Origin of the sequence: Catellatospora bangladeshensis (genome assembly GCF_016862575.1) — a bacterium.
Lineage (GTDB): Bacteria > Actinomycetota > Actinomycetes > Mycobacteriales > Micromonosporaceae > Catellatospora > Catellatospora bangladeshensis.
On sequence record NZ_BONF01000029.1, the window covers coordinates 91,717 to 104,274 of the forward strand.

12 protein-coding genes and 1 pseudogene are annotated in these 12,558 nt (G+C 71.9%); 4 read left to right on the top strand and 9 right to left on the bottom strand.

Annotation, left to right across the window (positions count from 1 at the left end; translation table 11 throughout):
- Positions 1-16: 16 nt before the first annotated feature.
- A complete protein-coding gene (locus tag Cba03nite_RS24085) occupies positions 17-280 on the bottom strand; it encodes a CDGSH iron-sulfur domain-containing protein (RefSeq protein ID WP_203750440.1) in 264 nt (87 codons plus the stop codon).
- Entirely contained in the window at positions 277-1,323 is a 1,047-nt protein-coding gene (locus Cba03nite_RS24090) for an iron-containing redox enzyme family protein (protein WP_203750443.1), read from the bottom strand. Before Cba03nite_RS24090 ends, Cba03nite_RS24085 begins: the two co-directional genes overlap by 4 nt.
- 177 nt (positions 1,324-1,500) lie before the next feature.
- Between Cba03nite_RS24090 and Cba03nite_RS24095 the strand changes: the two genes are divergently transcribed.
- The gene (locus Cba03nite_RS24095; protein WP_203750446.1) at positions 1,501-2,115 is read left to right on the top strand and encodes a HemK2/MTQ2 family protein methyltransferase; all 615 of its coding nucleotides are present in this window, start codon (positions 1,501-1,503) and stop codon (positions 2,113-2,115) included.
- A 69-nt stretch (positions 2,116-2,184) separates the two neighbouring features.
- On the opposite strand, the gene Cba03nite_RS24100 is transcribed toward Cba03nite_RS24095, so the two are convergent.
- A complete protein-coding gene (locus Cba03nite_RS24100; protein ID WP_203750449.1) occupies positions 2,185-2,745 on the bottom strand; it encodes a TetR/AcrR family transcriptional regulator in 561 nt (186 codons plus the stop codon).
- Between the two features lie 211 nt (positions 2,746-2,956).
- Here Cba03nite_RS24100 and Cba03nite_RS24105 point away from each other — a divergent pair, with 211 nt between their 5' ends.
- Positions 2,957-5,254 carry an MMPL family transporter gene (locus Cba03nite_RS24105; protein WP_203750452.1) on the top strand — a complete coding sequence of 766 codons (2,298 nt, stop codon included), beginning with the start codon at positions 2,957-2,959 and terminating at the stop codon, positions 5,252-5,254.
- A gap of 53 nt (positions 5,255-5,307) precedes the next feature.
- Here the strand turns inward: Cba03nite_RS24105 and Cba03nite_RS24110 are convergent, their stop codons facing one another.
- From Cba03nite_RS24110 to Cba03nite_RS24120, 3 genes are all read right to left on the bottom strand, one after another.
- Complete coding sequence (locus Cba03nite_RS24110; RefSeq protein WP_203750455.1) at positions 5,308-5,772, bottom strand: hypothetical protein; 465 nt, start codon at positions 5,770-5,772, stop codon at positions 5,308-5,310.
- A 126-nt stretch (positions 5,773-5,898) separates the two neighbouring features.
- Complete coding sequence (locus Cba03nite_RS24115; protein WP_203750458.1) at positions 5,899-6,546, bottom strand: response regulator transcription factor; 648 nt, start codon at positions 6,544-6,546, stop codon at positions 5,899-5,901.
- On the bottom strand, positions 6,543-7,808 hold the full coding sequence (locus tag Cba03nite_RS24120; RefSeq protein ID WP_203750461.1) for a sensor histidine kinase: 1,266 nt from the start codon (positions 7,806-7,808) through the stop codon (positions 6,543-6,545). Before Cba03nite_RS24120 ends, Cba03nite_RS24115 begins: the two co-directional genes overlap by 4 nt.
- Before the next feature lie 322 nt (positions 7,809-8,130).
- Between Cba03nite_RS24120 and Cba03nite_RS24125 the strand changes: the two genes are divergently transcribed.
- Positions 8,131-9,978, top strand: coding sequence for an RICIN domain-containing protein (locus Cba03nite_RS24125; RefSeq protein ID WP_203750463.1), 1,848 nt, complete (start codon positions 8,131-8,133; stop codon positions 9,976-9,978).
- 131 nt (positions 9,979-10,109) lie between these two features.
- Positions 10,110-10,355: pseudogene (locus Cba03nite_RS40550) on the top strand (helix-turn-helix domain-containing protein); the annotation flags it as partial.
- Positions 10,356-10,489: 134 nt separating this feature from the next.
- On the opposite strand, the gene Cba03nite_RS24135 reads toward Cba03nite_RS40550, so the two are convergent.
- The 3 genes from Cba03nite_RS24135 to Cba03nite_RS24145 all read right to left on the bottom strand — a co-directional run bounded on the left by Cba03nite_RS24135 (position 10,490) and on the right by Cba03nite_RS24145 (position 12,532).
- Entirely contained in the window at positions 10,490-11,113 is a 624-nt protein-coding gene (locus tag Cba03nite_RS24135; RefSeq protein ID WP_203750612.1) for a ClpP family protease, read from the bottom strand.
- Positions 11,114-11,118: 5 nt separating this feature from the next.
- Positions 11,119-11,715, bottom strand: coding sequence for a ClpP family protease (locus tag Cba03nite_RS24140; RefSeq protein ID WP_203750469.1), 597 nt, complete (start codon positions 11,713-11,715; stop codon positions 11,119-11,121).
- A 127-nt stretch (positions 11,716-11,842) separates the two neighbouring features.
- Positions 11,843-12,532, bottom strand: coding sequence for a response regulator (locus Cba03nite_RS24145; protein WP_203750471.1), 690 nt, complete (start codon positions 12,530-12,532; stop codon positions 11,843-11,845).
- Positions 12,533-12,558: the final 26 nt, after the last annotated feature.

Sequence of the window (12,558 nt, forward strand, 5' to 3'; positions counted from 1 at the left end):
CTGCCGTCCTTTGTGATCAGAGCTGTTCGGCGTCGGACGGGTCGGGCCGGGTGGGCTGCCGGTCGGCGGGGGCGCGGAAGCCGATGAGCTTGTGCGTGCCGTCACAGAACGGCTTGATCCGCGAGCGGCCGCAGCGGCAGAGCGCGACCGTGGGCCTGCCTGCGTCGATGTGCTCACCGTCCGGGGTGACGATCTCGAAGTCGCCGCGCAGCAGCAGCGGGCCGTCTTCGTAGGGCGTCACGGTCGCCGCTCGGCGTTCCTGCGCGGGTTCGTGTGTCATGACGCCACTCCTGCCGGCAGTTGGGTTTCGGGCAGCCGGCCGGCCGAGCCGGGTCCGGTCACCGGCCGCAGCGAGCTGGCGCCCGCGGCCCAGCTGTCGAGCAGGTGGGCGCTGGCCCTGCCGCCGAGCGCCTCGGACGCGGCGGCACCGAACAGCACGTCTGCCGACAGCTCCGGATGCTCGGCGACCAGCGAACCGCACATGTCGTGGGCGGCGATCTGCTCGTGTACCGCGTCGGCTTCGACGTGTTCGTCGTAGAACAGCGTCGCCCGGCTGTCGCCGCCGAGGCGGCGCAGGCCGTTGGCGTAGCGGCTGTTGGGCAGGCTCGAACCCATCTCGAAGGCGGCGAGCTGCCCGGTGAGCGCGGCCCTGAGCCGCCGGTGGAGGGCGAACATCGACAGCATGTTGGTGACGGCGAGCGTGGTCGCGGGCAGCCGGTCGAGGTAGGCGCCGTATTCGGTGTTCAGGCCCAGGCAGCTCATCGTGGTCCGGAACAGTTCGGCGTGCATCCGCGGGAGCCGGCCGGAGCCGTACTCGTCGATCTGGATCTCGATGAGTGCGGCTTTGGCGCGCCCGGCCAGCCGGGGAATGGCGAAGGTGTGCGGGTCCGCCTCTTTGAGCTGGTAGAGCGAGCGGTGCACGACGAATTCGCGGAACTGCTCGATGGTGGCGTGCGACTGGATGTGACGCCCGAGCGAGGGGCCGTCGTGCTCGGCGGTGAGCGCCGTCAGCGCGGCGGGGATCTCGGCGGCGCCGACCGCCGGCTGGGGGCCGGTCAAAGCCCGCAGCGCCCGCTCGAACAGCTGCTCCATCTCGGCGCGCAGTGCCAGCAGGCCGGGATGCCACTCCCAGCGGTCATCGACGTCCTCGAAACCGCTGTAGTGCAGTTCGTAGCAGACGGTGAGGGCCAGCTGCAGGTCCTCGTCGGCCAGCGGGTCGGTGTCGCGGAGCTTCGGGAGGTGAGCGACCTCGACCGCCTGTCCGGATCGTAAGCCTTCGATCACGGCAGCCGACAGATCGCCCCGCGCCTCCGGAAGTCTCATCGGCCGCTCCTGCCTCGCTGTGCTTGGCCTCCGGGCGATCTATTACCGCGTACGGCAGCACGCCAAACCGAGGGCGCAGCCTCCGGCGGATTCTGACGGGCCGTGGACGCGTAGCACCGCCGTCTCGGGGAATAGGGTCATATGCGACTTATTCGGCTTCCCGGGGTGCACTCCCCGGTGAGCGACACCTGGATGCTCGCCGAGGCGATGGGCCGGGAGACGCTGGCCGGCGCGCGGGTCGCGGACCTGTGCACGGGGACCGGCGCGCTCGCCATCGTCGCGGCTCTCGCAGGGGCGAGCCAGGTCACCGCAGTCGATCTGACCTGGCGGGCGAGCTGCTGCGCGGTGCTGAACGCGCGGTTGCACAGGGTGCGGGTGAACGTGCGCCGCGGCGACCTGTGGCAGCCGCTGCACGGTGAGACCTTCGACCTCATCGTGTCGAATCCGCCCTACATTCCCGCCGCCACCGACGAGCCGCCGCGGCGCGCGGCGCTGATCCCGCTGGATGCCGGCCGGGGCGGCCGGGCGCTGCTCGACCGGCTGTGCCGTGACGCGCCCGCGCACCTCAGTCCCGGGGGCTCGATCCTGCTGGTGCATTCGTCGATCTGCGGCACCGACGAGTCGCTGATCGCCATGCGTCAGGCCGGGTTGCGCGCGGAGGTGGTGCTGTCGCGGACCGGGCCGCTGGGGCCGGTGATGAGGCAGCGGGCCGCCATGATGCGCCGCCGCGGGCAGCTCGGCGTGGCCGACGTCGAGGACATCGTCGTGGTGCGTGGAACGCGCCCACGGTGAACGCAGGATCGCCGTCGCCACCGCACCGCCCGAGCAGCTGAGGCGGGGATCGGTGACCGCCGTCCGGCGTCAGTCGCACCGCAGGAGGCGGCGGCCGCATTCGAGCAGGGCCTGCCGGCGGGAGCGGTCGTCCAGCGGTGTCATCGCCGGGTCGCGGCCGGCGCCGGCCAGGCCGTTGATGAACATGGCCAGGCCGATCCGGGTCTGCGGATCCGGGTCCGGTCCGAGGATCAGGGTGCTGGTGCCGTCCCACCACTGGCGCATCGACTCCTGCTGGCCGAGCAGCCGGGTGAGGTACGGGTCCTGCATCAGCACGGCGAAGCCGGAGTGCTCGTACAGCGCGATCTCGATCAGCCCGCCGAGGACCTCGTCGACGCGCGCGGTGCGGGTGCGGTGGGCCTCCGCGCGGCGGGTCACCGCCGGCAGCGCGTCCAAGAGGGGTCTGAGGACGTCCAGGACGATCTCGTCCTTGGTCTTGTAGTGGTAGTAGAGGCCCGCCTTGGTGACCCCGGCCTCGTCGGCGATGTCCTGCAGCGAGGTCGCCTGGATGCCGTCGCGGGCGAACAGCCGGAGCGCGACGGCCAGTAGCTGGTCGCGGCCGGTGCGGCGGCGGGACGGCACGGCACTCATCGGGGTCGGCCTCCTCGGATCGCGCCTGCCGGCCGCCGCTGGGCCCTGAGCTGCGAGTATGCGGCGCCGACGGTGCGACGGCACCGGAATGTGGCGTACACCTCTCAGCTAAGCAAATGTTAGCCGCTCGGCTTAGTTCGCTTCTATTGTTCCTGGTCAACCGGTCGGCGCACCCCCGCAGCCGGCCGCTGAACGCGGCAAGGAACTGATCATGGCAACGCTGCTCTACCGGCTGGGCCGGTTCTCCTTCCGCCGCCGCGGCCTGGTCACCGCCCTGTGGCTGGTGCTGCTCGCCGCCGTGGGCTTCGGTGCGGCGACGCTGTCCGGGCCGACCAGCAACGCCTTCAGCATCCCGGGCACCGAGTCCTCGCAGGCCCTGACCGTGCTGCGCGACAAGCTGGGCGTCGGGGCCGACGACGCGGCCGCGCAGGTGGTGTTCACCGCCGGTGACCAGGCCACGCTGACCGGCCCCGCCGAGCAGGCCGCGATCGGCGAGGCGGTGTCCGCACTGCGGGCCGCGCCGCACGTCGTGCAGGTCGGTGACCCGTTCCAGAGCGAGACCGTCTCCCGCGACCAGCGCACCGCGTTCGCCTCGGTCGCCTACTCGGTGGCGCCCGGCGACCTGACCGCCGCCGACCGGCACGCCCTGTACGCCGCCGGCCGCACCGCGGAGAAGGCCGGCCTCGGGGTCGAGTTCGGCGGCACGGCCACCCAGCAGCAGTCCGAGGGCGGCGCCGCCGAAGCCCTCGGCATCGCCGTGGCCGCGTTCATCCTGCTCATCACGTTCGGCTCGCTGGTCGCGGCAGGTCTGCCGCTGCTGACCGCGCTGCTGGGCGTCGGCTTCGGCATGGCCGGCATCCAGATCGCCACCGGCTACTTCGACCTGTCGACCTCGACCTCGGCCCTGGCGACCATGCTCGGCCTGGCCGTGGCCATCGACTACGCGCTGTTCGTCGTCTCCCGGTTCCGCAACGAGCTGGCCGGCGGACACGAACCGGAACAGGCCGCCGGGCGAGCCGTGGGCACCGCCGGGTCGGCCGTCGTGTTCGCGGGCCTCACCGTGATCATCGCGCTGGTCGCCCTGTCGGTGACCGGCATCCCGTTCCTCACCGCGATGGGCGTGGCCGCCGCCGGCACGGTGGCGATCGCGGTCGCGATCACGCTCAGCCTGGTGCCCGCGCTGCTCGGCTTCGCCGGACCCAGGATCCTCACCAAGGACGCCCGCAAGGGCATCGGCCGGCACCGCTCCCCCGGCACGATGCCGATGGGCGGCCGGTGGGCCCGCGGGGTGCTGCGCCGCCGCGTTCCCGCCCTGCTGCTGTCACTGGGCGTGGCCGGTGTCATGGCGATCCCGGCCCTCGACCTGAACCTGGCCCTGCCCGACGACAGCACGGCCGCCGCCGGCTCCACCCAGCGCCGCGCCTACGACCAGCTCAGCGCCGGCTTCGGCGCCGGGTTCAACGGACCGCTGCTGCTGGTCGTCGAGGACAACCTCGGCGACGTCGGCACCGCCGCGGAACAGGCGCAGCAGACCGTCTCCCGGCTGGACGACGTCGTCATGGTCACCCCACCGACGATCAACCCCGCTCGCGACACGGCCCTGCTGACCGTCATCCCCGAGAGCGGGCCCGGCACGAAGGCGACCAAGGACCTCGTCGCCGCGATCCGCGACCACGCGCCCGAGGTGGCCGAATCCACCGGCGCGGACCTGTCCGTCACCGGCGCGACCGCGCTCAACATCGACGTGTCCGACAAGCTGACCGCAGCACTCGGCCCCTACCTGGCGATCGTCGTCGGGCTGGCGTTCGTGCTGCTCATGCTGGTGTTCCGCAGCGTGCTGGTGCCGCTGAAGGCCACCCTCGGCTTCCTGATCAGCGTCGCCGCCGCGTTCGGCGCCCTGGTCGCGGTCTTCCAGTGGGGCTGGCTGGCCGACCTGTTCGGCGTCGAGTCCACCGGGCCGATCATCAGCGTCATGCCGATCTTCCTCATCGGCGTGCTGTTCGGCCTCGCCATGGACTACGAGGTCTTCCTCGTCACCCGCGCCCGCGAGGAGTACGTGCACGGCGCCACCCCCGACGAGGCCGTCGTCACCGGCACCCGCCACGGCGCCCGCGTCGTCACCGCCGCCGCGCTCATCATGATCTCGGTGTTCGCCGGGTTCGTCCTCACCGACGACACCATCGTCAAGTCCCTGGGCTTCGCCCTGGCCGTCGGCGTCGCCGTCGACGCCTTCCTGGTCCGGATGACCATCGTCCCCGCCGTGATGTCGCTGCTGGGCAGGGCCGCCTGGTGGCTGCCCGGGTGGCTGGACCGGCTCCTGCCGAACATCGACGTGGAGGGCGAGCAGCTCGCCCACCGGCTGGCCGCCGAGCAGGAACCCGTCGAGGCGCCGCCCGGCGCGCAGGGTCCCGCCGCCGGGGCCGCGGAGCCGGAGGCGGACCACGTGTGCGGAGGCGGGTGCGCCGACCGTGCGGAGCCCGCACGGGAGCTGGAACTGGTCGGAGCATGAGCGGGCGGCGTGCGGCCCGGGAGCAGTGCTCCCGGGCCGCACGCCGGTCGTGGTCAGCCGCGGGTCACGGTGACGTCGACGGTGAACGCGCCGTTGCCGTTGCCCGGCGTGTCGTCGTTGATGCGCAGGTAGAGCCAGCTGCCGGTGCCGGTGTAGGTGTACGTGATGCCCGTGCCGGCGTAGCGGTAGTTCCCGTTGGACTTGGCCAGCAGCGAGTAGGCGCGGGCGGTCCGCATCGGGAACTTCGTGTCGTTGGCGATGTTGCTCCAGCCCTGCGGGCCGTTGTTGCCGGTGAGCCACACCCCGGCCCAGATCGAGCCGCCCGCGCTGATCTGCACGCGGTCGCCGTCCTGCAGCCAGCAGCCGGTGTTGACGTCCCAGTCCGACTCCGCGACCTCCTTGTGCTCGCTGCAGACGATCGTCGTCGCGGCCTGCGCCGGCGACACTCCGACGAGGACGCTGCCCGCGGCGGCCGCGGTGATCGCCAGACCGGCGAGCATGGTGCGGATGATGTTCATCTCAATCTCCTGTTCTCGATGCCGTTGACGTCTTTAACGGTATGAATCAGCAGGTCGCGGTACATCAGTGCTGGCACCTAATCGGAGTCGGGCGGGCGTCACCCGGCGGTCGCCGTTCCTGCCGGGTCAGGCCGCCAGGAACGTGAGCACCGCCAGCACCCGGCGGTGCTGCTGGGGCTCGTCGCCCAGCCCGAGCTTGGCGAAGATGCTGCGGACGTGGGCTTCGACGGTGCGCTCGGCGAGGTGGAGGTCTGCGGCGATGCCGGAGTTGGAGCGGCCGGCCGCCATCCGGGCCACGATCTCGCGCTCGCGGGACGACAGCACGTCCAGCCCGGCGGCGGTGCGGGGCCGACGCAGCAGCCGGTCGACGACCACCGGGTCGATGGCGGTGCCCGCCGCGGCGACCTCGCGTACGTCGGCGGCGAACGCGGCGATGTCGGTGATCCGGTCCTTGAGCAGGTATCCGAACCCGCCACCGGGTTGCTGCAGCAGCGCCAGCGCCTCGCGATGCTCCAGATGCTGAGACAGCAGCAGCACGCCCACGCCGGGGTGGCGGCGGCGCACCGTCAGCGCCGCCCGCACGCCTTCCACGGAGTAGGTGGGCGGCATCCGGATGTCGACGACCGCGATGTCGGGCCGGTGCTCGGCGACGGCTGCCAGCAGCTGCTCGGCGTCGCCGACGTCGGCGGCCACGGTGATCCCCTGCCGTTCGAGCAGCAGTCTCAGGCCGCCGCGCAGCAGCACGCTGTCGTCGGCCAGCACGGCGGTGGTCATGCCGCCCCCAGCGGCAGTACGGCGCGCACCGCGGTGCCCCTGCCGTGGGCGCTGGACAGCCGCAGCGTCCCTCCGCAGGCTTCGACCCGTTCGCGCAGGCCGTGCAGTCCCCCGCCCGGCACCGCCAGGGCGCCGCCGACGCCGTCGTCGCAGACGGTGACCTCGACCCGGTTGTCGCCGGTCGTGAGTGTCACGGTGACCAGCCCGGCACCCGCGTGTTTCTCGCTGTTCGCGACGGCCTCCATGGTGACGTAGTAGGCGGCCGCGGCGACCGGTTCGGGCAGCGTGACGTGCCCGACGCGGTCGTCGACGGCGACGGGGACGCGCGCGCGTTCGGCGATGGCGGCCACCGCCCCGGACAGGCCGTGGCACACCAGCACGGCCGGGTTCATGCCGCGGACCAGGTCACGCAGGTCGGCGATGGCGTTCTCGACCTCCGCCGCCCCACGCGCCACCAGTGCCGGGTCGCCCTGGCGCAGCATCATCGCCGCGGCCAGCAGCCGCTGCTGCACCCCGTCGTGCACGTCACGTTCCACCCGGCGGCGTTCGCGGTCGCGGGCGTCGACCAGGCGGCGGCGTTCGGCGCGCTGGGCGCTGAGGGCGGCGCCCACCGGGATGAGCGCCGCGCCGAGCGCGTACAGGACGGTGGGCCAGTGCCTGGGGCCGTAGGTGACGGTACTCAGCGCCGCGGTGCACAGCCCGTTGGCGGCCAGCGCGGCCCAGAACGGGGCGTAGACGCGCCGGTCGCCGGCCCCGGCGCGGCGGTAGCGCACGGTGAAGACACCCACCAGGAACACCCCGACCAGCGGATAGGTCCAGGCCCGCACACCCAGCAGCCCTGCCGGGCTCAACCGCCCGGCCGCCAGGGCGACGGCGGCGAGCACCGGCCAGTACGCATACGCGGCCGCGGCGATCGCCCGGTCCCACCGCCCGCGCAGCCGGCCGGAGGTGACGATCAGGCCCGCGTGCAGGTGCATGGGGTCATGCAGGAGGCTCAGCAGCAGGCCACCGGCGAACAGGGCGGGCAGCGCGGCACGGCCCCAGGCGTCGAGCAGCCACACCAGACCGCAGCCGGCCAGCAGCGGTCCCATGCGGCTGTCCGGGCGGTCCCGCCACAGCCGCAGGCCTACTTCGACGTGCAGCAACCCGGCGGCGGCGAGGCAGGCCAGCTCCCAGGGCGTCGCCCAGTAGGCGGTCAGCAGCGGGCCGCAAACCAGCGCCACGGCGGTGACCCGCACCGGCCATCGAAGAAGATCAACCATAGGGCTCGATGCTGGTCCCGGCCTCCTGCCCCGGCCAGCATCGGTCGGCAGGCCGACTGTCGTGGCCGCGACACCGGCACCCGGCGCGCCGAGCCGCCGCAGCGCTTCGCGGTGGCGCGCACAGCAGCACACCGTTGGTAGATCCAGGCGGCCGGCGGTTGTTCACCGGCGAAGACACGGCCGCGGGCCCCCGGCGAGCCGGCTTCGCCGCTGTCAATGCTTTGTGGCGGATCTTGCATCATTTGTCAGCGCTCGATATAGCTTGCGCCGGATGACAGGATGATCTACGTCCAGTCCTATGTAGACGAACGACAGGAGCATCATGTTGCTTCGGCGACACCTCAGCGTGGCTCTCAGCGGTGTGCTGCTGGCCGCCGGTCTGGCCACCTCCACACCGGCCGTGGCGGGCGGCACCGCCGCCGACCCCTGCGCCGGCCCGGACCGGGTTGCCAAGCCCGCATCGTGCGGCATCGCCTCGTACGACGTCTTCCCCGGTGCCCGGATCGGCGAGCGGACCGGCCCGGCGGCACTGTCGGACAAGGAACTCTCCGCCCGGGGCATGCCCGCCGAGCAGGTCAGCCCGCAGCTGGTCGCGTGTGACGGCGACGGCACCTCCGGCAAGCGCATCGAGGTGCTGTACCTGCGTGAGGCCACCATGCCCGACCGGTACGCGCAGCTGCTGCCGATGTTCCGGGCGTGGCTGGCCAACGCCGACGACCAGTTCAACGACCAGGCCGCGGTCAGCAACCGCAGCCGCCACCTGCGGTTCGTGACGACGGCGGTGTCCGGCGGCTGCGCCGCGGTGGTCCGCAACCACGTCGTGCCGGCCGGCTCGCTGGCCACCTTCGACAGCAGCAAGATCGCCGCGCAGAACCTCGGGTACAACAGCAACGACCGCAAGTACCTGATGCTGACCGAGGCGACGGTGATCTGCGGCGTGGGCGAGATCAAGCCGGACGATCTGACCACCGGCGCGGGCAACCTCAACAACGGGCAGAGCTTCGCCCGCGTCGACGCCATCCCCGGCTGTTTCGGCGCCAACGCCATCGCGCACGAACTGGGCCACACCCTCGGCGCGGCGCAGCTGACCGCGCCGCACACCGACGGCAGCTGGCACTGCCTCGACCAGTGGGACCTCATGTGCTACGGCGGCACCCCGACCTGGAGCTGCCTGCAGTGGAACGACTACCGGCTGCCCGACTGCAACCGTGACGACTACTTCAACGCCAACCCGACGGCGGGCAGCTACCTGGCCACCCACTGGAACACCGCCGACAGCGCCTACTTCATCGCGGGTTCTACCGCCGACGTCACCACCCACCCGAAGGTCGGCTGGACGTACGCCATCACCAGCGTCTCCACCGGAGAGGCGCTCGAACCGATCGGCGCGTCGACCGCCGGGCTGGTCGAGCTGAGCCAGCGGACCCGGGTGGACACCCCCAGCCAGAAGTGGCTCATGGGTTACACCACCGGCCTGCAGTTCATCAACATCGGCAGCCGCATGTGCCTGGACAGCTCCTACAGCGGCACCACCCCCGGCACCACCACCCTGCAGTACTACTGCGCGGGCCAGGACGGCATGCGGCTGGCCTACCTGCCCGTCGGCAGCGGCCAGTACGCGATCTTCGACTGGCTGTCCGGGCTGGCGCTGACGGTCTCGGGCGCCTACCCGACCCCCGTCCAGCAGCAGCCGTACACCGGCGCCGCCAACCAGAAGTGGGTCTTCAACCGGATCACCGACCCGGGGCCGGTCAACAACGGCGCCTACTACCTGCAGGGCATCAACAACCTCGACAACGCCGAGGTCGCCGGGGCCTCCACCGCCTCCGGGGCCCTGATCACCCACGCGGCCCCGTCCGGGGCCACCAGCCAGCGCTGGAAGCTGCAGGCCAGCGGGTCGTACTGGAAGCTGCTGAACGTCAACAGCAACCTGTGCCTCGACCTCGTCAGCGCGAGCACGGCGGCGGGCATCGGCGTACGCCAGGCCACGTGCGCTGCCGCGACCCGGCAGGAATGGACGCTCCGGCGGGTCGCCGACGGCACGTACTTCCTGGTCAACCGGTACAGCGGCAAGACACTCACGATGACCGCGGGCGCCGGGTCGACGCTCAGCCAGCAGACCGTCGCCGGAGACAACCGCGACCTGATCTGGGCGCTGCGACCCGTCTAAGGGACAGGCCGGCCGGGAGCCCGACCGGGCCCCCGGCCGGCCTCGCCCACGCGTGCCGGACCGGGTCACCCCCGCTCTGCCGGTAGCGAACTCGGCTGTCGGACGACGGCGGGCCTTGCTATGAAGGACCCATGTCGAATCCGGCGGAGCGAGCCCACCCCCAGGCACCTCCGCGTCGGGTGCTGCTGCGCTCGGCGCTGGGTGAGTCACTGCGGCGCCTGCGCCTCGAACAGGGACGCACGCTGGCCGAGGTCGCGGTCACCGCGCGGATCTCGATGCCCTACCTGTCCGAGGTCGAACGCGGCCTCAAGGAGGTCTCCTCCGAGGTGCTCGCGGCGCTGTGCGCGGCGCTGGGCATCGAGCTGTCCGAGCTGCTCGTCGCCGTCGCCTTCCACATCTCGGCGAACAACGCCGCGGCGACGGTGCTCACGGCCCACCGGACGGCCGCGGGCCGCTACGACGTGGCGGCGCCGCCGGCCCGGCGAGCCGGCGACGCCTACGCCCTGGCCGCCTAGCCCTCCGGCGTCGTCTTCACGGTGGAGATGACCTGGTCGGCCAAGCCGTACGCGACGGCTTCGGCGGCGCTGAACGTCTTGTGCCGGTCGAGGTCGTGCCGGATCTTCTGCGCCGGGTGACCCGTGTGCCGGCTGAGGATGCCGTCCATCTCGGCGCGCACCCGGGACACCTCCCGCGCCCGGATCGCCAGGTCCGGCAGCGTGCCCTGGGCCACGTCGAACGAGCCCTCCTGCGTGGACGGCTGATGCAGCACCACCTTGGCGTGCCGGAGCACCGTCCGTTTGCCGGCCGTACCCGCGGCCAGCAGCACCGCCGCGGCCGAGGACGCCTGCCCGACGCACAGCGTGGCGACGTCCGGGCGGACGTACTGCATCGTGTCGTAGATCGCGGTCAGCGCGCTGTAGGAGCCGCCCCGCGAGTTGATGTAGAAGGAGATGTCCAGCTCGGCGCTCTCGGACTGCAGATGCAGCAGCTGCGCGATGATCACGTTGGCGACGTCGTCGGTGATCTCCGTGCCGAGGAAGATGATCCGCTCCGACAGCAGCCGGGAGTAGATGTCGAAGGCGCGCTCGCCGCGCGAGGTCCGCTCGACGACGGTGGGAATCGTGTACTGGCCCACGACGGTCACACCCCCATCCGCTGCTTGACCACGCGCGGGCGGATGTCGTCGATGTGCGCGACGATGTGATCGACCATCCCGTAGTCGAGCGCCTCCTGCGCGCTGAACCAGCGATCACGCTGCCCGTCTTCGACGATCGCGGTCACCGGCTGCCCGGTGTGCCCGGCGGTCAGCGCGCTCATCAGGTTGCTGATCCGGTCCAGCTGCCCGGCGTAGATCTCCACGTCGGCCGCGGTGCCGCCCAGCCCGGCCGACCCCTGGTGCATCAGGATCTGCGCGCTGGGCAGGGCGAACCGCTTGCCCGGCGTGCCGGCGCACAGCAGGAACTGCGCCATGCTCCCCGCTAGCCCCATCGCCACGGTGATCACGTCGTTGGGGATGAGCTGCATCATGTCGTACACGGCCAGCCCGGCCAGCACCGAGCCGCCGCGCGAGTTCAGGTACAGCGCGACGTCGCGGCGCGGGTCCTCGGCGGACAGCGTCAGCAGCTGAGCGCAGATCCGGTTGGCGATGTCGTCCTCGACGTCGGAGCCGAGCACGATGATCCGCTCGTGCAGCAGTCTCGTGCTCAGTTCGTCGTCCAGCGTGGCGGTGGCGCCCATGGGTGCACTCCTGTTCTCGGGCCGTTCCTTCCACGATCAGGCCCGAGGTGGCGGTGTACCAAGGCGATCTGCTGTCAGCGACTTCGCCCAGGGCAGAGCGGCCGCGGGCCGCCGGTGGGACGGCGGCTCACGCGGGCAGTTCGTCGGAGGGCACGAAGCGGTAGCCCATGCCCGGTTCGGTCAGCAGCTGCCGGGGGTGGGCGGGGTCGGCCTCGAGTTTGCGGCGCAGCTGGGCCATGTACTGGCGCAGGTAGTTGGTCTCGGTGGCGTACTGCGGGCCCCAGATGTCGTGCAGCAGCTGCCGCTGGCTGACGAGCTTGCCGGGGTTGCGGACCAGCGCGGCCAGCAGCTGCCATTCCGTCGGGGTCAGGCGGACGTCGCCGCCGCGGATCTGGTGGTCGGCGACGTCGAGTTCGAACCTGCCGACGCGGACGAACCGCCGGGACTCCGGGGCGGGGGCGTGGCGGCGGGTCACCGCGCGGATGCGGGCCAGCAGTTCGTCGACGCCGAAGGGTTTGGTGACGTAGTCGTCGGCTCCGGCGTCGAGGGCCTCGACCTTGTCGTCGCTGCCGGTGCGGCCGGACAGCACGATGATCGGGGTCGCCGACCAGCCGCGCAGGCCCCGGATGACCTCGACGCCGTCCATGTCGGGCAGGCCGAGGTCGAGCACGATCACGTCGGGCAGGTACGCGCTCGCGGCCCGCAGTGCCGTGGCGCCGTCGGCGGCCAGTTCGACGTCGTAGCCGCGGGCCTTGAGATTGATGCGCATCGCGCGCAGGATCTGCGGTTCGTCGTCGATGATGAGGACCTTCGTCATCGGTTCGCCTGTTCCGTTCGCTGGGC